Source organism: Amycolatopsis sp. NPDC000009, assembly GCF_055563465.1.
On sequence record NZ_JBVHDI010000005.1, the window covers coordinates 104,238 to 123,888 of the forward strand.

General features: G+C 69.4%; 19 protein-coding genes. 11 read left to right on the forward strand and 8 right to left on the reverse strand.

Going from position 1 to position 19,651, the window contains the following annotated elements; translation table 11 throughout:
• Positions 1–34: 34 nt before the first annotated feature.
• From araD to ACZ3HL_RS16515, 4 genes are all read left to right on the forward strand, one after another.
• On the forward strand, positions 35–1,753 hold the full coding sequence (gene araD / locus ACZ3HL_RS16500; protein ID WP_465531785.1) for an L-arabinonate dehydratase: 1,719 nt from the start codon (positions 35–37) through the stop codon (positions 1,751–1,753).
• A gap of 149 nt (positions 1,754–1,902) precedes the next feature.
• Complete coding sequence (locus tag ACZ3HL_RS16505) at positions 1,903–3,705, forward strand: VanW family protein (protein WP_465531787.1); 1,803 nt, start codon at positions 1,903–1,905, stop codon at positions 3,703–3,705.
• A 137-nt stretch (positions 3,706–3,842) separates the two neighbouring features.
• A complete protein-coding gene (locus ACZ3HL_RS16510) occupies positions 3,843–5,054 on the forward strand; it encodes an MFS transporter (RefSeq protein ID WP_465422246.1) in 1,212 nt (403 codons plus the stop codon).
• A gap of 139 nt (positions 5,055–5,193) precedes the next feature.
• The gene (locus ACZ3HL_RS16515; protein WP_465422245.1) at positions 5,194–6,408 is read left to right on the forward strand and encodes a GGDEF domain-containing protein; all 1,215 of its coding nucleotides are present in this window, start codon (positions 5,194–5,196) and stop codon (positions 6,406–6,408) included.
• Between the two features lie 71 nt (positions 6,409–6,479).
• On the opposite strand, the gene ACZ3HL_RS16520 is transcribed toward ACZ3HL_RS16515, so the two are convergent.
• Positions 6,480–7,832: a TrpB-like pyridoxal phosphate-dependent enzyme gene (locus tag ACZ3HL_RS16520; RefSeq protein ID WP_465531789.1), complete on the reverse strand. Its 1,353-nt coding sequence runs from the start codon at positions 7,830–7,832 to the stop codon at positions 6,480–6,482.
• Positions 7,833–7,908: 76 nt separating this feature from the next.
• Between ACZ3HL_RS16520 and ACZ3HL_RS16525 the strand changes: the two genes are divergently transcribed.
• From ACZ3HL_RS16525 to ACZ3HL_RS16535, 3 genes are all read left to right on the forward strand, one after another.
• Entirely contained in the window at positions 7,909–8,793 is an 885-nt protein-coding gene (locus tag ACZ3HL_RS16525) for an arginase family protein (protein ID WP_465531791.1), read from the forward strand.
• Positions 8,790–9,479 (forward strand): dienelactone hydrolase family protein, encoded by a 690-nt coding sequence (locus ACZ3HL_RS16530; protein ID WP_465531793.1) that lies wholly within the window; start codon positions 8,790–8,792, stop codon positions 9,477–9,479. Before ACZ3HL_RS16525 ends, ACZ3HL_RS16530 begins: the two co-directional genes overlap by 4 nt.
• Before the next feature lie 117 nt (positions 9,480–9,596).
• Positions 9,597–10,391, forward strand: a complete 795-nt coding sequence (locus ACZ3HL_RS16535; RefSeq protein WP_465531795.1) for a PIG-L family deacetylase — start codon at positions 9,597–9,599, stop codon at positions 10,389–10,391.
• Positions 10,392–10,475: 84 nt separating this feature from the next.
• Here the strand turns inward: ACZ3HL_RS16535 and ACZ3HL_RS16540 are convergent, their stop codons facing one another.
• Complete coding sequence (locus ACZ3HL_RS16540) at positions 10,476–10,874, reverse strand: RidA family protein (RefSeq protein ID WP_465531797.1); 399 nt, start codon at positions 10,872–10,874, stop codon at positions 10,476–10,478.
• Positions 10,875–10,931: 57 nt separating this feature from the next.
• Between ACZ3HL_RS16540 and mtnA the strand changes: the two genes are divergently transcribed.
• Positions 10,932–11,897, forward strand: coding sequence for an S-methyl-5-thioribose-1-phosphate isomerase (gene mtnA, locus ACZ3HL_RS16545; RefSeq protein ID WP_465531799.1), 966 nt, complete (start codon positions 10,932–10,934; stop codon positions 11,895–11,897).
• Here the strand turns inward: mtnA and ACZ3HL_RS16550 are convergent.
• The 4 genes from ACZ3HL_RS16550 to ACZ3HL_RS16565 are packed head-to-tail and all read right to left on the reverse strand — an operon-like array spanning position 11,869 to position 15,511.
• The gene (locus ACZ3HL_RS16550; protein ID WP_465531801.1) at positions 11,869–12,771 is read right to left on the reverse strand and encodes a nuclear transport factor 2 family protein; all 903 of its coding nucleotides are present in this window, start codon (positions 12,769–12,771) and stop codon (positions 11,869–11,871) included. The two genes, mtnA and ACZ3HL_RS16550, sit on opposite strands and share 29 nt — an antisense overlap.
• A 57-nt stretch (positions 12,772–12,828) precedes the next feature.
• Positions 12,829–14,049: a GNAT family N-acetyltransferase gene (locus tag ACZ3HL_RS16555; protein WP_465531803.1), complete on the reverse strand. Its 1,221-nt coding sequence runs from the start codon at positions 14,047–14,049 to the stop codon at positions 12,829–12,831.
• Between the two features lie 53 nt (positions 14,050–14,102).
• Positions 14,103–14,318 (reverse strand): ferredoxin, encoded by a 216-nt coding sequence (locus ACZ3HL_RS16560; RefSeq protein ID WP_465422237.1) that lies wholly within the window; start codon positions 14,316–14,318, stop codon positions 14,103–14,105.
• A 2-nt stretch (positions 14,319–14,320) separates the two neighbouring features.
• Entirely contained in the window at positions 14,321–15,511 is a 1,191-nt protein-coding gene (locus tag ACZ3HL_RS16565; RefSeq protein WP_465531805.1) for a cytochrome P450, read from the reverse strand.
• Between the two features lie 112 nt (positions 15,512–15,623).
• Here ACZ3HL_RS16565 and ACZ3HL_RS16570 point away from each other — a divergent pair, with 112 nt between their 5' ends.
• Both ACZ3HL_RS16570 and ACZ3HL_RS16575 read left to right on the forward strand, forming a co-directional pair.
• The gene (locus ACZ3HL_RS16570) at positions 15,624–16,190 is read left to right on the forward strand and encodes a TetR/AcrR family transcriptional regulator (RefSeq protein WP_465531807.1); all 567 of its coding nucleotides are present in this window, start codon (positions 15,624–15,626) and stop codon (positions 16,188–16,190) included.
• Positions 16,191–16,230: 40 nt separating this feature from the next.
• A complete protein-coding gene (locus ACZ3HL_RS16575; protein WP_465531809.1) occupies positions 16,231–17,133 on the forward strand; it encodes a phosphotransferase in 903 nt (300 codons plus the stop codon).
• Here ACZ3HL_RS16575 and ACZ3HL_RS16580 read toward each other — a convergent pair.
• Both ACZ3HL_RS16580 and ACZ3HL_RS16585 read right to left on the reverse strand, forming a co-directional pair.
• Positions 17,114–18,316, reverse strand: a complete 1,203-nt coding sequence (locus ACZ3HL_RS16580) for a cytochrome P450 (protein WP_465531811.1) — start codon at positions 18,314–18,316, stop codon at positions 17,114–17,116. The genes ACZ3HL_RS16575 and ACZ3HL_RS16580 overlap by 20 nt on opposite strands.
• Positions 18,317–18,394: 78 nt before the next feature.
• Positions 18,395–18,949, reverse strand: a complete 555-nt coding sequence (locus ACZ3HL_RS16585; protein WP_465531813.1) for a TetR/AcrR family transcriptional regulator — start codon at positions 18,947–18,949, stop codon at positions 18,395–18,397.
• A 51-nt stretch (positions 18,950–19,000) separates the two neighbouring features.
• Between ACZ3HL_RS16585 and ACZ3HL_RS16590 the strand changes: the two genes are divergently transcribed.
• Entirely contained in the window at positions 19,001–19,546 is a 546-nt protein-coding gene (locus ACZ3HL_RS16590; RefSeq protein WP_465531815.1) for an SRPBCC family protein, read from the forward strand.
• The last annotated feature ends 105 nt before the right edge of the window (positions 19,547–19,651 follow it).

The following is a 19,651-nucleotide window of genomic DNA, read 5'->3' on the forward strand; positions in this document are numbered from 1 at the left end:
GGGGCGATCATATATGAGATGTCATACTCGCTTCATGAGGAACCCTGAGGAACTCCGCAGTCACCGCTGGTTCGGCGGCGGCGAACTCCGTGGTTTCAGCCACCGGGCCCGGAGCAGACAACTCGGCTACAACCCGGAAGAGCACCTCGGGAAACCGGTCATCGCGATCCTCAACACGTGGAGCGACATCAATCCCTGCCACATGCATCTGCGGGAGCGGGCGGAACAGGTCAAACGCGGAGTTTGGCAGGCCGGCGGATTCCCGCTGGAGTTCCCGGTCGCGACCCTGTCGGAGACCTTCCAGAAGCCGACCCCCATGCTCTACCGCAACCTGCTTTCGATGGAGACCGAAGAGATCCTGCGGTCCTACCCCGTCGACGGGGCGGTCCTCATGGGCGGCTGCGACAAGACGACACCGGCGTTGCTGATGGGCGCGACGAGCGCGGGACTGCCCGCGATCTTCGTCCCCGCCGGCCCGATGCTGCGCGGGCATTGGCGGAACGAGGTGCTCGGCAGCGGCACCGACATGTGGAAGTACTGGGACGACAAGCGGGCCGGGCTGATCGGTACCGAGGAACTGTCCGAATTGGAGCGTGGACTGGCCCGCTCTCCCGGAACCTGCATGACGATGGGGACCGCGTCCACGATGATGTCGGTCGCCGAAGTGCTCGGACTGACGTTGCCCGGCGCCGCGTCGATCCCCGCCGTCGACTCCGCGCACCACCGGATGGCCGCGGCGAGCGGCGCGCGGATCGTCGAGATGGTGTGGGAGGACCTCACCGTCACGAAGATCCTCGACCAGCGCGCGTATGCCGACGCGATCACCACCGTTCTGGCGCTCGGCGGCTCGACCAACGCCGTCATCCATCTGATCGCGATGGCCGGGCGGGCGCGGGTCCCGTTGTCCCTCGACGATTTCGACGCGATCGCGCGCCGGGTCCCCGTACTGGCGAACATCCGGCCGGGCGGCGACTGGCTGATGGAGGACTTCTACTACGCCGGAGGGCTTCCCGGTCTGCTCTCCCGGCTGACCGGCCTGCTGCACACCGATCGGGTCACCGTCACCGGCCGGACTCTCGGCGAAATCCTGGCTTCGGCGCGGGTGCACAACGACGAAGTCATCCGGACGCGCGAAAACCCGGTCGCCGCTGAAGGCGGAGTCGCGGTGCTTCGCGGCAATCTCGCACCGTCGGGGGCGGTGATCAAGCACATCGCCGCCGAGCCCCGGCTGCTCGTCCACACGGGACCCGCGGTGGTCTTCGACGACCACGAGGACTTGAAGAACCGCATCAACGACCCCTCGCTCGGCATCACCGAGGATTCGGTCCTCGTCCTGCGCGGTTCCGGCCCGCTCGGCGGCCCGGGGATGCCCGAGTACGGGATGCTGCCGCTGCCGGATCACCTGCTGGCCAAGGGCGTCCGGGACATGGTCCGCGTTTCCGACGCCAGGATGAGCGGCACCAGTTACGGCGCGTGCGTACTGCACGTCGCGCCGGAATCCCACGTGGGCGGGCCGCTCGCACTGGTCCGCGACGGCGATCCGATCACTTTGGACGTCCCTTCGCGACGGCTGAGCCTCGACGTTGATGATGCGGAATTGCAACATCGCCGGGCACGGTGGAAGCCGCCCGCCCCGCGGTACGAACGGGGTTACGGCGCGTTGTACACCGAACACATCACGCAGGCAGATGAGGGCTGCGACTTCGACTTTCTCGCCAGAGTGGGTGAAAATCCCGAACCTGACGCCCAGTGACCACCCGACGGAGTGACCCGCTCACCCAACCGGGCGAGTTGCACGACCACAAAACGCGCCCCGTATCTTGAACCTACGTCCGGAACGTGTGGAAGGCCCGGATGTTCGATCACGACGCCCGGCCTCGCCGGACCGTGGAGGGTGGAGAGTTGCCGCAGGAACCGCGCTGGCCCGAGTCCCACGCTGAGCAGACGGACATTCTCCCGGTCGTCACGCCCGGGTTCGCGGAGTCTGCCACGCCGGAGGAACCCGCGCCACCGAAGCGCCGTCGCAGCTATCGCAAGGCCGCCTTCATCGGCGGCGGCGTGTTCGGCCTGCTGGTCGTCGCGTACGCCCTCGACGTGCTGGTCTCCCAGGGCAGCGTCCCCCGCGGCGTCACCGTCGCCGGGGTCGACGTCGGCGGGATGGACCGCGCGGCGGCCGAGAAGGAGCTCCGCGGCGGCATCGAGCCGCGGCTGACCCGGCCGGTGAAGGTCGTCGCGGGCGACGCCGAGGAGTCGCTGGCGCCGAACAACGCGGGCCTGCGCCTCGACTGGCCCGCCACCCTCGACCAGGCCGGTGACCAGCCGCTGAACCCGTTCACCCGGATCGCGTCGTTCTTCTCGACCACCGAGGTCGGTGTCGTCACGCAGACCGACGACGCCAAGCTCACCGCCGCGATGGAGAACCTGCGCGACAAGGTCGACCGCGACCCGATCGAGGGCACCGTGCGCTTCGAGGAGGCCAAACCGGTCGCCGTCGAACCGAAGACCGGGCAGAAGCTCGACCTCGAAGCCGCCAAGAAGACCATCCTGGAGCACTGGGCCAGTGGCGAGCCGCTGACGCTCGCGGTCACCCAGACCCCGGTCAAGGTCTCAGCGGAGGCCGTCCACGCCGCACTCGAGCAGATCGCGAAGCCCGCCGTGGCGTCGCCGATGGTCATCAAGGGCGAGGGCAAGGACGCCGTCGTCAAACCCGAGCAGATCGCGGCCGCGCTGACCTTCGAACCGGTCGACGGCGGCGTGCTGAACCCGAAGGTGGACAACAACAAGATCATCGAGGCCGCGGGCCCGCAGCTGAAGTCCACCGAGAAGGAGGGCAAGGACGCGCAGATCGTCTTCGAAGGCGGCAAGCCGACCGTCCAGCCTTCCGAGGACGCCAACGTCGTCGACTGGGAGCCGAGCCTCAAGCCGGTGCTCGACGTGCTCAAGCGCGCCGCGCCCCGCGAGCTGCCCGTGACCTACAAGAAGACCCCGGCCAAGGTGACCACCGAGCAGGCGAGCCAGCTCGGTATCAAGGAGGTCGTCAGCGAGTACAAGACCGGCGGATTCGCGCCGGACTCGGGGACGAACATCCGGGTCGTGGCGCAGAAGGTCAACGGCGCCATCGTGAAGCCGGGCGAGACGTTCAGCCTCAACGGGTTCACCGGGCCGCGCGGCGCCGCGCAGGGTTACGTCGACGCGGGCATCATCAAGGACGGCGCGCCCGGCCGTGAGGTCGGCGGCGGGATCTCGCAGTTCGCGACCACGCTGTACAACGCCTCGTACTTCGCCGGTATGAAGGACACCGAGCACAGGGAACACAGCTACTACATCAGCCGCTACCCCGCCGCGCGCGAGGCGACCGTGTTCCAGAACCACAACGGCGGCAGCGTGATCGACCTGAAGTTCACCAACGACACGGACACCGGTGTCGCGATCCAGACCATCTGGACGCCGTCGGACATCACGATCCGGCTGTGGGGCACCAAGAAGTACACCGTCGAGTCGATCCCGGGCGGCCGCACCAACCCGTCCGAGCCGCCGACGAAGGCGGGCCCCGCCGAGAACTGCAAGCCCAGCAACGGTGCGCCCGGCTTCACCACGTCGGACACCCGGGTCATCAAGGACGCCGCGACCGGCCGCGAGATCCGGCGGCACACCCGGAACGTGCACTACAACCCGCAGCCGAAGATCACCTGCGGTACGGAGTAGCCCCGGAAGTACGTGAAGGCCCCCTTCATCGCGCCTAGTGCGGTGAAGGGGGCCTTCACGTACTTGCGAGGGTTCACCGCACGCGTGCGGGGCGGTACGCTCGGTGACTCACCCGATCGAGCGGGGGTGGTCACCTCGTGGAATCCAAGGCGACCTTCCGGCAGATCCTCGCGGTCGGCGAACTGCGGGCGATCTGGTTCGCGGAACTCCAGTCGATCCTCGGTGACCAGGTGGCCAGGGTCGCCCTGTCGGTGCTGGTCTTCCATCGGACCGGCTCGGCGACCTGGCCCGCGCTGACCTACGCACTCACCTACCTGCCCGACCTGATCGGCGGGCCGCTGCTCGGTGGACTGGCCGACCGGTTCCCGCGCCGCGCGGTGATGGTCTGCTCCGACGTCGTCCGCGCGCTCCTGGTCGCGGTGCTCGCCGTCCCCGGCATCCCGTTGCCCGTGCTCGCCGCCGTGCTGGTGGTGGTGCAGCTGGCCAACGCGCCGTTCACCGCCGCGCAGGCCGCGGTCCTGCCGTCGGTGCTCAGCGGGGATTCCTACGTGCTCGGCCAGTCCCTGCTGAAGATCACCAACCAGATCGGCCAGCTCGCCGGCTTCGCCTTGGGCGGTGTGGTGATCGCCGCGATCGGGCCGGGCCGCGGGCTGGCGATCGACGCGATGACGTTCGCCGTCTCGGCGATCGTCCTCCGGCTGGGTGTCCGCGCGCGGCCCGCTTCCGGTACGAGCGGACCGGCGACGTCGACCCTGCGGCGGCTTCGTGCGGGCGCCCGCACGATCTGGCACGACCGACGGCTGCGCGCGCTGGTCGGCCTGGCGTGGCTGGCGGGTTTCGTGATCGTGCCGGAAGGGCTCGCCGTGCCCTACGCCGCGGAGATCGGCGGCGGCGCGGTGACGGCGGGGCTGCTGCTCGCGGCGCATCCCGCGGGGATCGTGCTCGGGGTGTTCGTGCTGGGCCGCCTGGTACGGCCCGAAGTCCGGTTGCGCATGGTCGGCGGGCTGGCGCTCGGCGCGATCGTGCCGCTCGCGGCGTTCTGGTTCCGGCCCTCGCTCCCCTACGCCGCCGGACTGCTCGTGCTGTCCGGGATGTGCGCGGCCTACCAGGTCACCGCGAGCACCACGTTCATGCGGCTGGTACCCGACACCGAACGAGGCCAGGCGTTCGGCCTCGCCGGGTCGGGACTCATCGCCGTGCAGGGAATCGGGCTGATCGCCGGCGGCCTGCTCGTCGGCGTGCTCGGTTCACCAGCGACGACGGTCTCGGTCATCGCACTCGCCGGTCTCGTAGTGGCTGTTCCGGCCACCCGGGCTTGGCGCCACGTGGCCCCGCTTCACCCCCTTTGACCGGAACCGGGTACTCACCAGTTCTGCCCGCGCATGGAGCTCACCCCCTCCACTTCCCCGATCCGGTCACGCGTGGTGCACCCACGCCTACCCAGACAGCGTAGTGACACCTAGTATCCAACCGATTACGTTCGTCTCCGTGGCGCTAACGAATTGGGCGCTGTGGCGGCTACCCCACCGCGGTTTGATCGGCTTCGTCCTCCTGGTGGACGTCGCGGCGATCGCCGGATCCGCCTGGTCACTTCTCCGGATACCGTTCACTCCCGGCGACGCCCTCCCCTTCGCGATCCTGATCGTCAGTGCCGTGGCGTACACGGAGCTGTCACGTCCGGTCGAGCGGGTTCGGGAGCGGTTCGCGGGCACGCCGCACATCTCGCTCGACAGCGTGTGGACCTTCGCCGCGGTGCTGCTGGTGCATCCGGCGCTCGCCGCGCTGGTCATCGCCGTGTCGTTCTTCTACCGCTGGTTCCGCGGGCAGCCGAGCCCGTTGTTCCGGCGGATGTTCTCCACCTCGGCGACCGTGCTGTCGGGTTTCGCGGCCGCCGCCTTCCTCGCCCGGTACGCGGCCCCGTTCGACGTACTCCCTCGTGACGTCGCCTCGTTCGGGTCGATCGTCGCGGCGGGCGGGGTCTTCCTGCTGGTCAACACCGTGCTCATGACGATCGCGGTGTACTTCGGCACGCCACACGAGCGGCTGCGCGACGCGCTGGCGAAGCCGTTCGAGTACGCGCTCGAAACGGCGACGATCGCGCTCGGCGTCATCGTCGCGTGGGCGCTGCGGGACTGGCCGGTGGTGCTGCTGCTCGTCGTCGGGATCACGCTGGTGCTGCATCGCGGCGTCCTGCTGCGGCAACTGAAACGGCAGGCGCGCAGCGACGCCAAGACCGGGCTGCTCAACGCCAAGGCGTGGCGTGAGGCGGCGGCCGACGAACTCGACCGCGCGCGGCGCGCGGGGCGGCACACCAGCCTGCTGATGGTCGACGTCGACCGGTTCAAGCTGATCAACGACCGGCACGGGCATCTGGTCGGCGACCGGTATCTGGCGGCGATCGCGGAAACCCTGCGCACCGAGGTGCGCGGCACGGATCTGGTCGGACGGTTCGGCGGTGAGGAGTTCGTCGTCCTGCTGCCCGGCACGCCCGCCGTCCACGCCCACGCGATCGCGGAACGGATCCGGTCGAGCGTGGCCGCGCGTGCCGGTGACCTGCCCGAGCACGTCACCGTGTCGATCGGCCTCGCCGACCGGCCGGGCGTCAGCGATCTGGACGCCGTGATCGCCGTCGCCGACCGGGCGCTCTACCAGGCGAAGAACACCGGGCGGAACCGGACTTCGGGCTACCAGGTGACCGGCTGACCCCCTCGCGTTTCGTCCTCTGGATGCGGTCCTTGCGTGTGCAAGTACCGCATCCAGAGGACGAAACGCGGTCAGGGGAGGCCGGCGAGGGACTTCTCGAGGACCTCGTCGGACAGCGCGTGGTCGGAGATGTCACCCGCCAGGAACGCGCCGTACGCCGGAAGGTCGAGGTGGGCGTGCCCGCACAGCGCGGTCAGAATCACCTTCTCCTCCCCGGTTTCCTTGCACCGCAACGCTTCCTGGATGCACGCGGCGAGCGCGTGGGTCGGCTCGGGCGCGGGGATGATGCCCTCCGCGCGGGCGAACCGCACGCCGGCCGCGAAACAGTCCTCCTGCCCGATGGCGACCGCGTCGATCAGCCCGAGTTCGTAGATATGCGAGATCAGCGGTGACATCCCGTGGTAGCGCAGGCCGCCGGCGTGGATCGGGTCGGGGATGAAGTCGTGACCGAGCGTGTGCATCTTCAGCAACGGCGTCAACCCGGCGGTGTCCCCGAAGTCGTACGCGTACTTCCCACGGGTCAGCGTCGGGCAGGCGGCCGGTTCGACCGCGCGGATCACCGGGTCCATCCGGCCGGCGAGTTTTTCGCGCAGGAACGGGAAGGCGAGCCCGCCGAAGTTGGATCCGCCGCCGGTGCAGCCGACGAGGACGTCTGGGGTGTCCCCGGCCAGTTCGAACTGTTTGAGCGCCTCTTCGCCGATGATCGTCTGGTGCAGCAGCACGTGGTTGAGCACGCTGCCGAGCGCGTAACGCGTGTTCTCCGCCTGCGCCGCCTGCTCGACCGCCTCGCTGATCGCGATGCCGAGGCTCCCGGTCGAGCCCGGGTCGGCGGCCAGGATCGCGCGGCCGGATTCGGTCAGCTCGGACGGACTCGGGTGCACCGTCGCGCCGAAGGTCTCCATCATCAGCTTGCGATACGGCTTCTGATCGAAGGAAGCGCGGACCTGCCACACCTCGCATTCGAGCCCGAAGGTGGCGCACGCGAACGCGAGCGCGCTCCCCCACTGACCGGCGCCCGTTTCCGTGGTCAGCCGGGTGACTCCCTCCGCCGCGTTGTAGTACGCCTGCGGGACGGCGGTGTTGGGCTTGTGCGAGCCGACCGGGCTGACGCCCTCGTACTTGTAGTAAATGCGGGCGGGCGTACCGAGCGCCTTCTCCAGCCGCCTCGCGCGGAACAGCGGCGACGGCCGCCAGAGCCGGTAGACGTCGAGGACCTCTTCCGGGATGTCGATGTACCGTTCGGTGCTGACTTCCTGCGCGATGAGCGCCTGCGGGAACAGGGGCGCGAGGTCGTCCGGGCCGACCGGTTCACGGGTGCCCGGGTGCAGGGGCGGCGGTGGGGGCTCCGGCAGATCCGGGACGACGTTGTACCACCTGGCCGGCATGTCCGCTTCGTCGAGGATGTATTTGGTCCGCTCCGCCATTGAGCCTCCTCTGTCCGTCCCTCCAACCTAAAGGGACGGACGGCGTGGCACCAGGCGTCACTACTACGGTGGGGGCATGGGGAATTTCGTACTGCTCGACGCGCCGTCCAATCTCGGACTGCGCCCACCCGCCGAAGGTGTGGTCCCCGGTTGTCACAAGGCACCGGGCGCGCTGCGCGACCACGGCCTGCTCACCCGTCTGGGCGCCAGGGACGGCGGTGTCGTCACCCCGCCGCGGTATCTGCCCGCTTGGTCGCCCGGCGGCGGGGTGCGCAACGCGGACGGGATCGCGACCTACACCGCGGCCCTCGCCGGGCGGCTGGCGAAGATCCGCGCGGACGGCGGCTTCCCGGTGGTGCTCGGCGGCGACTGCTCGATCGCGCTCGCCGCGATGCTGACCCTGCGTCGCGAGGGCCGCTTCGGCATCGCCTACTTCGACGGGCACGACGACTTCCGGCACCTCGGCAATTCCGGTCACGTCGCCAACGTGGGCGGTGAGGCCCTCGCCGTCGTCACCGGCCGTGGCCAACCGGAACTGGCCGATGTGGACGGTCTGGGCCCCTACGTCCGTGACGAAGACGTCCTCGTGCTCGGCGTTCGCGCGGAGGAGTCCGCCGAGGCGCGGGACGCGGGGCTGCGCGTCGTGACCAGCCAGGAGATCATGGCGTCCGGCACCGACGGCGCGCTCTCCGCCGCCCGGGAGATTTTCGCACCACTGGACGGTTTCTGGATCCACATCGACATCGACACGCTCGATCCGGAATTCGTGTCCGCTGTGGACAGTCCCGATCCCGACGGGCTCGACCCGGACAAGCTCGTCGAACTGCTCCGCGGCCTGCTCGCGATCCCCGGCGCCGCCGGGCTGGAGCTGACCATCTTCGATCCCGACCTCGACCCCGACGGCACACAGGCCGCCCTGGTGGCGGACTGCCTCGTGCGCGCACTGGAAGGAACCCGATGACCAAGGTGACCGTCGCCGACGGCTCGTTCGACGCCCCGCTCTGGCTGCCCGAATCCGGCTCCGGCCCGGGTCTGGTGCTGATCCAGGAGATCTTCGGTCTCGACGACTACCTCAAGTCCGTCGCCGCCGACCTGGCCGCCCTCGGGTACGTCGTCGCCGTGCCCGAACTCTTCTGGCGGATCTCCCCCGGCTGGTCGGCCACGCACGACGAAGCCGGGCTCTCGGCCTCGGTGGCCGTCGCCGGCCGGCTCGACCCGGCACGCGCCGTCACCGACGTGCTCGCGACCCTCGCGACGCTGCGCGAGCTGCCCGAAACCGACGGCCGCGCGGGCGTCTTCGGTTTCTGCCTCGGTGGCTCGATGGCCTACGCGGCCGCCGCCGAAGGCGACCCGGACGTCGCGGTTTCCTACTACGGTTCGCGCGTTCCGGAACAACTTCCGTTGCTGGACGAGATCACCTGCCCGATCCAGTTCCAGTTCGGCGGCGAGGATCCCTACATTCCCATCGAAGGGGTGCGTCGCCTTGCCGACGCGGTCGCTTCTCACGACGGAGCGGAGATCCACATCCACGAGGGGGCGGGGCACGCGTTCCACAACCACGTGGCGCCCATGTTCCACCAGCCGGAGCCCGCCGCGGCGGCTTGGGCGCTGACGCTGGAGTTCCTCGGGCGGACCTTCCCGGCGTGAGTGGACGTTGGGCTCGTGAGTGGTAAGGACGGTTCTAACCGTCCTTACCACTCACGAGGTGCTTAGCTGTGGGCGAAGCACCGGAATATGTCGGTGCCCCCCGGTAGTTTCCCCACCATGGCCACATTGGTGAGTTTTCACGCCCACCCCGACGACGAGTGCATCGTCGCGGGTGGCGTCATGCGCAAGGCCTTCGAGGAAGGTCACCGTGTAGTGCTCGTCGTCGCGACCAGGGGGGAGGTCGGCGAGGTGCCGGACGGTTTCCTCGACGACGGAGAGGAGTTGTGGCAGCGCCGCGTGCAGGAGACGCACGCTTCCGCCGAGGTCCTGGGGGCCAAGCGGGTGGAGTTCCTGGGGTACACCGATTCCGGCATGATGGGCGAGCCGCGCAACGACGAGCCCGGCACGTTCTGGCAGGCCGACGTCGAGGAGGCCGCGCAGCGCCTGGCCGCGATCCTGCGTGAGGAGCAGGCCGACGTCCTGACCGTGTACGACGACAACGGTGGCTACGGGCATCCGGATCACATCCAGGTGCACCGGGTCGGGATGCGCGCGGCCGAGCTGGCGGGCACGCCGCGGGTCTACGAGGCGACGAGCAACAGTGACGAGATGCGCCGCGGCATGGAGGAGGCGGTGCGGACGGGGCAGATGAAGGCGGAGGATCTCCCCGATTTCGAAGACGGATCCGAGTTCGGCAAGCCGGAAGCGGTCCTGACGGCGAGGGTCGACGTCACCGAGTACCTGCCGTACAAACGGGCCGCGATGCGCGCGCACGCCAGCCAGATCAGTGAGGATTCGTTCTTCCTCGCGATGCCCGACGAGGGCTTCGCGCAGGCGTTCGGCGTCGAGTGGTTCATCCGTGCCGGGCAGGGGCCGGGTATCACCGAGACCGACTTGATGGCGGGTCTCTAGGACGCGAAGTCCGTGAAGGCCTCCTTCCCTACCCTGAGGGTAAGGAAGGGGCCCTTCACTACCTGTCGGGGCCGGCCGGTGAGGTCAGGCCGTGGCGGCGGTGACGTCGAGCTCGACGAGCTGCCCGGGATACCCGAGCTGCGCGACGCCGAGCAGGGTGCTCGCGGTGGTGAACGCCTCCCCGATCTCCGACTCGACGAACCGGTCCCACACCGCCGAGAGCACGTCCGCGTCCGGGGTGACCACGTAGATCACCGTGCGCACCACGTCGGCCGGGGTCGCCTTGGCGAAGGCGAGCGCGGCGGCGGTGTTCGCGACGACCTGGTCGACCTGGGCGAGCACGTCGCCCTCGACGACCTTGCCGTCTTCGGTGAGCGGGCACTGGCCGGCGAGGTGGACGTCCCGCCGTCCTTCGACGATGGTCACGTGGTGGTAGGTGGGCGTGGGGTGCAGACCGGGCGGATGGTGGCGTTGAATGGTCACGGGCCGCATCCTCACCGAGGCGGCCGCGACGGGACAACCGGATTTCGCGGGGGAGCCATGCGCAGGACGATCGACTGGACCGGTGACGCGGTCACGATCATCGACCAGACCGTCCTTCCCGCCGAGTATCGCGTGCTAGAACTGCGCGCGGTCGGCGAACTCGTCGACGCCATCCAGCGGCTGGCGGTGCGCGGGGCGCCGGCGCTCGGCGCGGCGGGGGCGCTCGGTGTCGTGCTCGCGACCCGCGCGGGAGGTGACGTCGAGGCCGAGGCGCGTCGCGTCGCCCAGGCCCGGCCGACCGCGGTCAACCTGAGCTGGGGTGTCTCCCGCGCCCTCGCGAAGCTCCCGGAGGGGCCGGAAGCCGTCCTCGCCGAAGCCTTGGCGATCCTCGACGAGGACGAGCGGATCAACCACGAGGCCTCCCGGCTGGCGGCCGCGGTGGTGCTCGAACACTGCGAGCGGCGGCCGTTACGGCTGCTCAGTCACTGCAACGCGGGCCACCTCGCCACGGTCGCCTGGGGCAGCGCGCTCGGCGTCGTCTGGCATCTTCAGGCCCGTGGCCTGGTCGAGTCCGTGCTGGTCGACGAGACCAGGCCGCTGCTGCAGGGCGCCCGCCTGACCGCGTGGGAGCTGGCCGAAGCCGGTGTCCCGTACCGGATCCAGCCCGACGGCGCGGCCGCCGCCGCGATGAGCCGCGGTCTGGTCGACTGCGTGCTCGTCGGCGCCGACCGGATCGCCGCCAACGGCGACGTCGCCAACAAGATCGGCACCTACGGCCTGGCGATCGCGGCGAAGCACCACGGAGTCCCGTTCGTGGTCGTCGCCCCTTCGTCCACTGTGGACACCGCGATGCCGGACGGCGCCGGGATCGTGATCGAGGAGCGCGATCCCGGCGAGGTCCTGAGTTTCGGTGGCACGAACGTCGCTCCCGAAGGCGCGGAGGTGTTCAACCCCGCCTTCGACGTGACGCCGTTCGAGCTGGTCACCGCGGTCGTCACCGAGCGGGGGGTGCTGCGCCCGTGATCAGCTTGGTGAACAGGGCGGCCGTTTCCGCGTCGTCGTAGCTCAGCGGGAGCGTGTCGAAGTAGTAGCGGAGAACGCCTGAGCCGGTGCCCACGACCATCCCGAAGTCGATCGTCCGCCCTTTCGCCCGCACGGTCCCGCGATACTCCTGGAACTTCGCCGTCGCCTGGCCGGGTGCCAGCCGGACGTCGGTCATCGCGCCCGAAAGCCTGCTGAGGTAAGCGAAATGGCACGCCGGGTCGGTCACCGGCGTGGTCAGCCCCGGGCCGGTGAAGGCCGGCCCCGGCCGAGGGCAGTCGTCGCCGACACCGGCGAACAGTTCGCGAAGGCCGTCGTTCTCCAGGGGGCGGAACCATTCCGTCCGATCGTGGTAACGGCGGCCTTGGGTGACCTCGCCGTCCTTGAGCACCACCCGGTAGACGGCCGGATACCGCACCATCCGGCCGTGGATCACCGCTTCGTTGTCCGCTTCGTAGAAAACGGCCTCTCCGTTCACCGAGATCTTCACCGGCGTGAACCGGAACGTCGGGAACGCGCCGAGCAGGGTGCGCAGGCTGTTCTCGATGTTCGCCCTGCCTCGGACCGGCGCGGCGCTGCCCGATTCCGCGAGCGTCCCGTCCGCGGCGAAAATGGTGCCGTACAACCGGACGCGGGCTTCCCGCGCTTCGGGGGTCTCCGAACGCATGGCCCCGAATTCGGTCTGTTTGACGATGAAGGCACACGCGGACGGTGACACCGCGCCTTCGACCAGGTCCGCGAGCCGCTCCGGAAGTGCGCAGCCTTCGGTCGCCTCAGCCATCGCCGTCCCGCTTCCCATCACCGTCGCACCGAGCAGAACCGCCGCCGCGCCAAGGAATCTCTTGATTTTTCGCACCTCGTCACCTTGGCAAGAGCGACGACGCGAAGTCGATTACCCGGCAGGTAACGGCGGCTAGAAGGATTCGATACAGGACGGCTCACGGTCGGTGGCGAACGCGGCCGTCGCCCGGGAGACGGCGCCGGCGGTCCGTTCCTTGATCCGGCCCGCCGCGGCCAGCGTGCTGGGCCTGGTGCCGCCGAGGAAGATCGCCCCGAGGTCGTCCACGCCCAGCTCCAGATCCGGCGTGTCCTCCACGCGGGTCACCTCGGCGTTCCCGCCGGCGTCGGTGACGAGCCGCCAGTTCCCGGTGTTCCACGGGCAGAAGGCGTCGCGGACGCCGAACACCAGATCCACCGGAGCGCCATAGCGCCGGGTGACGAGGCCACGGTCGACGTCGACGAGCCGGAGCCACAAGGAGTCACCGGCCGACCGGGTCATGGCGCGGGGGTTGGCGAGCAGATGGACGAGCGGCTCGTCGAGGGCGGTGAATCCCTCCACCGTGAACACCAGGTCGTAGTCGAGCAGGAAGCGATACAGGGTCGCGTACGCCTCCGGCGTGGTCGCGACCAGTTCCTGCACGGTCAGGGTCCCTCGCGGGCCTTCCTCGTTCCAGTCGTTCTTCAGCCGGTAGATCACGTAGCCGTCCGGGAGGACGGCGAACTTCAGCGCGGTCGCGCCGTGGCGCCGGTACTCGGGGTCGTCGAGAACGAATTCCCAGGTCGAATCGGGTCTGTCGAGTGCGCCGACCCGTTGCGGCGCCTCCTTTTCGTAAATCGCCTTGATCAGCGGGATCGCCTGTTTCCGCCCGGCTTCGCGTACTCGTTCGGCTTCGAGCTCGACGCCGGGCCGGAACACGGACTTGGCGCGCACCTTCGCGCGATGGAACTGCGCCGCGAGGCCGTAGCCGAAACGGGGATAGATGACCGCTTCGGACGCCCACAACGCGGCGATCGGTTCTCCGCCGTCTTCGTGCAGGCCGTGCAGTTGCGCCCGCATGACCCGGGTGAGCACGCCCCGCCTGCGGTGACCCGGTGCGACGGCGACCGACGTCACCGCGGCGAACGGCGTCTGCCCGGCCCCGGGAACGGTGATCCGGCGGGTGAGCAGTTCCCCCGCCCCGATGAGGTCTTCGCCGTCGAAGACACCGTGTGTGCGGTCCGGCTCGAACACCAGTCTTTCGCGGTGTTTCAGGCCTTCCGTCGGGTCGGTCAGGAAGGCGCTCGCGAGCAGTTCCGCGAACGCGGGCAGGTCGTCGGTGGTCAGAGTGCGGAGGGTCAAGCCGTCTTCGCTCACCCTGCCGTCCTACGCCTGTTCACCGGCGACCGCCACGCATTAACGAGCGGTCATCAGGGCCGCGGCCCGATCACTTCACCCTTTTCCGTCACCTCGATGGCCATCGCGGGGCACGAATCCGCCGCGTCGAGCACTGTCTCGTCCGGCTCCACCTCGCCCGTGACCACCGTCGCCGTGGCACCTTCGAGTGCGAAGACCTCCGGCTTCAGCGCGGCGCACATCCCCGAGCCGATGCACGTGTCGCCATCGACGTCGACTTTCCAGCTCATGCTCACCATCCGATCGGCATGGAACGGGGCCCCCGTACCAGCATCTGCGTCTTCCACACGATATCGCCGTCGAGGTGCAGTCCGGGGAGATCGCGCAGCAACGCCCGCATGGCCTCCTGCAGTTCCAGCCTGGCCAGCGGGGCGCCGAGGCAGTGGTGCACGCCGTGCCCGAAGCCGAGGTGGGGGTTGGACTCCCGGCCGAATTCGAGGGTTTCCGCCGAGGTGAACTGCAGCGCGTCCCGGTTCGCGGCGCCGATCGCGACCATCACCGGCTCGCCCTCCTTCACGAGCACGTCACCCACCTGGACGTCTTCGGTGGCGTACCGGGCGAACCCGGCTCCGGCACCCAGTGGGATGAACCGCAGCAGTTCCTCGACCGCCGCCGGGATCAGGTCCAGGTCCGCGCGGAGGCGGGCGAGCTGCTCCGGCTGTTCGAGCAGGGCGTAGACGAAGTTGGGGATCTGGCTGGCGGTGGTCTCGTGCCCGGCGATCAGGATGCCGATGCACATGTCGACCAGTTCCAGCTCGCTCAGCCGGTCGCGGACGTCGCGCGCCTCGATCAGCGCGGTCATCAGGTCGTCCTGGGGCTCGGCGCGATGCTGCTCGACGAGCACGTGCATGTACGCCCGCAGCTCGTCCTGGTTGGCCATCATCTCTTCGGTGGTCAGCGGGCTGGTCGACAGCGCGGCGTCGCTCCACACGCGGAACTTCGGCCGATCCTCGACCGGGACGCCGAGCAGCTCGCAGATCACCGCGACCGGGATCGGCAGCGCGTAGTCCTCGACCAGGTCGGCGGGCTGCCCCTTGGCCTTCATGTCCTGGATCAGGCCCGCCGCCAGCTCGGCGACGCGCGGCCTCAGCAGTTCGACGCGGCGCATGGTGAACGCCTTCGCGACCAGCGTGCGCAGCCGGGTGTGATCCGGTGGGTCCATGCTCAGGATCCCGCCGGGCCGCCTGCCCGGCGCCATCCGTGGCTCGTCCCTCTCCGCCGCCATCGCGCGGGAAAAGCGCCGGTCGCCCAGTACCAACCGCGCGTCGGCGTACCTGGTGGCGAGCCACGCCGGCTCACCGTGCGGAAGACGGACCCGGAGCATGCCCTTGGTCGCACGGGCCGCCGCGTACGCCTCGTTGAGTTCGAGTCCGGCGTCTTCGTTGAAGGGATAGGCGACGAATTCGGTGTCTGTGGTGGTCATTTGTCCGGAAACCCCCCGGCTCGGCGGTTTGTAAGCAACTGCTTACAACGCTAACCATGATCACGCTGAGCGTCAATGCGCCTACCGTGCGACGCCCGGCTAGCCTTTGCCGATGACGGAAGAACCGCAGGTCCGCAAGCGCGACGCGGCCGCGACCAGGGCGGCCCTGCTCGACGCGGCGGCCGCCCTCTTCGCCGAACGCGGTTTCGACCGGACGACCGTGCGCGACATCGCGAAAGTCGCCGGGGTCAACCAGGCCTTGCTGTTCCGCTACTTCGGTTCGAAGGACGCGCTGTTCGAGGAGGTCCTGGCGCGCGGTGGACGCGAGCAGATCGCCACCACCCCACCGGACGAGCTGCTCGGCACGGCGTTGCGCAGCATGCTGGAGTCCGACACCGGCCGCGACCGCACCCTCGACGCGTACCTGCGCTCGACGGGGCACGACAGCGCCGCCGCCGCGGTCCGGCGGCAGCTCGGTGAGGAGTACGCCAAGGTGCTCGCCACGCTGACCGACGCCGAAGACGCGGATCTGCGGGCCGACCTGATCCTCGCCTGGCTGCTCGGGATCGGCCTGGTCCGCGACATCACCGGCAAGGAACCGCTGGCCAGTGCGGATCCCGACGACGTCTGCCGTCTGGTGCTCGGCGCGGCGCGGACGCTGCTGGAGCGCAGCGGGTAATTACGTCGCCGTCCACGGCGCGCTGCTCTACGGTCGTGCCGTGATCCCGTTCCCGCCCGCCGGCACCGAAGCCGAGTTCGACGCGCTGACCAGGCAAGATCTCCTTCCGGCGGTGAAGTCGCTGGGCCTTGGCGAAGTCGTCCCGTTCACCGAAGGGTCGCTGCCGGTCTACGCCGTCGGCGAAGATCTGGTGCTCAAACTCTTCCCGCCGGTGCACCTCGACGAACTTCCCACCGAGCGGACGATGCTCGAGGCCCTGCACGGGAAACTGCCGATCCCGACTCCCGCCGTGCACGACGTCGGCGAACGGGACGGCTGGGGCTACGTGCTCATGGATCGTCTGCGCGGCGAAACACTGAAGGACGCCTGGCCGAAACTGTCCACAGAGGACAAAAACCGGCTCGCCCCCGAACTCGGCGAGGCGCTGGCCGCCCTGCATTCGCTGCACGACCCGAGGCTCGACGTCCTCGAACCGCCGGACTGGGCGGCGTTCGTCGCCGGGCAACGCGCGAAGGCCGTCGAGCACCACCGCCGGACCGGGCTCAACGAGGCTTGGCTCGGCCAGATTCCGGTGTTCCTCGACTCGGTCGACCTGGGCAGCCCGCCCGTCGTCCCGCTGCACACCGAATTCATGCGCGACCATCTCATGGTCGTCCACGACGGCGAACGCCCGCGACTGACCGGGCTCTTCGATTTCGAACCGGCGATGCGGGGTGCGGCCGAGTACGACTTCGTCGCCGTCGGCCTGTTCGTTTCGGGCGGGGACAAGGACTTCCTGCGACGGTTGCTGGCCGGATACGGCGTCGAGCCGGACGAAGGGTTCTCCCGGCGTTGCCTCGCCTACGCGCTTTTGCACGTCTACAGCAACTTCACCTGGTATCTCAGGGTTCTTCCGGCGCCGGAAGAACCGACCTTGGAGAGCCTCAGCCGGGCTTGGTGGTAGCCCACGTCACCGGCACGGCTTCCGGGCCGCGGATCGAAAGCGGCGGACGCCAGACGATGGCCGAAGCGGGGACCGCGAGCTCCAGCCCCGGCAGCCCGTCGAGCAGCGTCCGGAACGCGATCTCCCCTTCCAGCCTGGCGAGCGCCGCGCCGAGGCAGAAGTGGAGGCCGTGCCCGAAACCGAGCTGCGGCGCGTTCCGGCGCCGGATGTCGAACCGCGACGCGCCGGGGAAGGCGGCTTCGTCGCGGTTCGCCGCGCCGGTGTGTGCCAGCACCGCCTCGCCGCGCCGGACCACACCGGCGCTCAGCTCGACGTCCTCCAGCGCGAGCCGGAGCAGCGACGCGTCGGCTGGCCCGTCGAACCGCATGATCTCTTCGACGGCCCCTGCGGTCAGGCTCGGATCGCAGCGCAGCGCCGCGAGCTGATCCGGATGTCCCGCCAGCAGCACGATCCCGGTCGCGATGAGGCTGACCGTGGTCTCGTGCCCGGCGAGCAGGAGCTGGGTGGCCAGATCGATCAGTTCGGCCTCGGTGAGCCGATCGCCGTCCTCGTCACGCGTGTGCACGAGGACGCTCAGCAGGTCCTCCCCCGGCGTCGCCCGCTTGACCGCGACGAGAGCCGCCATGTCCTCCGCGCCGTCACGCCGGGCCTGGGCCACTTCCGCCGGGCTGTACGCCATGGGCGTGACGATCACGCGTGACCACTGGCGAAACCGTTCCCTGCCTTCGAAAGGGACGCCGAGGATCTCGCACATGACCGCGGTGGGCAGTGGAAAGGCGAACATCTCCACCAGGTCCACCGGCGGACCGTGCTCGGCCATCGCCCGCAGCAGCGTGCCGGCGATCTCCTGGATCCGCGGCCGCAGCCCGGCGATCCGGCGGACGGTGAAGGCCTGCGCAGTCAGCTTCCGCAACCGCGTGTGATCCGGCGGGTCCATGTTCAGGATGCTGTGCTCGCCGGTGGAGAAGTCGCCGGGTTCGATGAGGCACGGCGCGCCCGGCGCGAGCAGGTTCCGGGAGAACCGCGTGTCCGAGAAGATCAGGCGGACGTCTTCGTACCGGGTCACCAGCCAGCCTTCGCAGCCGCTGGGGAAGACGACCCGGGACATCGGCGGATATTCGGCGTAGATCGCGCCCATCGGGGTCGCGGGGTCGTCCTTCGCCGCGGGATACGTGGCTGTCATGGAGCATGATGATGAGCGGCGGCCGTCGCGGCCGGAAGGATCCGGCCGGTCACCCGCCCGAAGAGCCGAAGATCCTTCTCACGGGGTGATAATCCCGCGAAGGAACTCCAGGTAGCCCGGCCGTTCCGTCGCGGATAGGAGCGTGCCGCCGCTCGCCCGCTGCGCCTGGATCAAACCGATGAAGGCCGTGTACGCCAGCAGGCCGCGATGCCGGGCTTCGATGTCCGGGCGGCCCATTTCCCGGAAGCACCGGACGATGAAGCCGACGCGCCGCTCGGTGACCTCGGCGAGGAGCGGACCGATCACCGGGTCGGCGGCGTGGGCGAGCAGCGCCAGCTCGGCCCGCTCGTCGTCCGTGGACCCGAAGACGAGCGTGAAGAGTTCGCGCAGCCTTCGTTCCGGGTCCGAGATCCCGTCCAGCAGCGTGATCAACGCCTCGGTGTCCTGCTCGGCCCACCGGCGGACGGCCGCTTCGACCAGCTCGCCCCGATTCGCGAAATGCCAGTAGAAGCTGCCTTTCGTCGTCCCGAGTTTCGCCGCGATGGGTTCGACGGCGATCGCGGCGACCCCGCCCTCGCACAACGCTTCGAGCGCCGCGCCGGCCCAATCCTCACGCGCGAGCTTCCGTTTCACGCCCCGTACGCTACCGTATGGAAAAACATACGGCACCGTACGGAGGCGGCCATGCCCTTCGGATCACCCGCGAACTGGGGCGCGACACCGGAAGAACGCCGTCGCGCGCAGCCGGCGGACACCCTGCTCGACGGCCCTGTCGCCCGCTTCGACCGCGCCGTCACCGTGCACGCGCCCGCCGCGCTCGCCTACCGCTGGCTCTGCCAGATCTCGGTCGCGCCCTACAGCTACGACCTGCTCGACAACCTGGGACGCCGCAGCCCGGGCACCCTCACCCCCGGCGCCGGCGAACTCGCTCCCGGCGACACGCTGATCGTGTTCGAGCTGACCGAGGTCGACCGCGGGCACAGCCTCACCGGGCGGACCTTCGCCAAGTCCGAGAACCTGTTCGGCCCGGTGGCCGTCACGTACTCGGTCGAACCGATCGACGAGAGGTCATGCCGCATGCTGTGCCGCATCGTGGTGACCTCGAAGGGATTCCGCGGCCGCCTCAAGGAGTTCCTGCTCGGCTGGGGCGACCTGGTCATGATGCGGAAACAGCTGCTGACGCTGAAGAAGTACGCCGAACGGGACGCGCGGCTCGGTCACGTCTCGTGAGCGGCCAAGGAGGCCGGCCGCCTTACCGCCGACGTTGCGAAAGCCACTTTCGCAACGTTGAAGGTTGCGAAAGTGGCTTTCGCAACCGCACCCATTGCGCCCACA

Bases quoted from the DNA above. Each gene is read 5' to 3' on its own strand.
- ACZ3HL_RS16530 (WP_465531793.1), top strand. From the start codon at position 8,790: ATGACCAAGGTGACCGTCGCCGACGGCTCGTTCGACGCCCCGCTCTGG.
- ACZ3HL_RS16590 (WP_465531815.1), top strand. From the start codon at position 19,001: ATGCCCTTCGGATCACCCGCGAACTGGGGCGCGACACCGGAAGAACGC.
- ACZ3HL_RS16525 (WP_465531791.1), top strand. From the start codon at position 7,909: ATGGGGAATTTCGTACTGCTCGACGCGCCGTCCAATCTCGGACTGCGC.
- ACZ3HL_RS16560 (WP_465422237.1), bottom strand. From the start codon at position 14,318: ATGAGCTGGAAAGTCGACGTCGATGGCGACACGTGCATCGGCTCGGGG.
- ACZ3HL_RS16565 (WP_465531805.1), bottom strand. From the start codon at position 15,511: ATGACCACCACAGACACCGAATTCGTCGCCTATCCCTTCAACGAAGAC.
- araD (WP_465531785.1), top strand. From the start codon at position 35: ATGAGGAACCCTGAGGAACTCCGCAGTCACCGCTGGTTCGGCGGCGGC.
- ACZ3HL_RS16535 (WP_465531795.1), top strand. From the start codon at position 9,597: ATGGCCACATTGGTGAGTTTTCACGCCCACCCCGACGACGAGTGCATC.
- ACZ3HL_RS16570 (WP_465531807.1), top strand. From the start codon at position 15,624: ATGACGGAAGAACCGCAGGTCCGCAAGCGCGACGCGGCCGCGACCAGG.
- ACZ3HL_RS16580 (WP_465531811.1), bottom strand. From the start codon at position 18,316: ATGACAGCCACGTATCCCGCGGCGAAGGACGACCCCGCGACCCCGATG.
- mtnA (WP_465531799.1), top strand. From the start codon at position 10,932: ATGCGCAGGACGATCGACTGGACCGGTGACGCGGTCACGATCATCGAC.
- ACZ3HL_RS16520 (WP_465531789.1), bottom strand. From the start codon at position 7,832: ATGGCGGAGCGGACCAAATACATCCTCGACGAAGCGGACATGCCGGCC.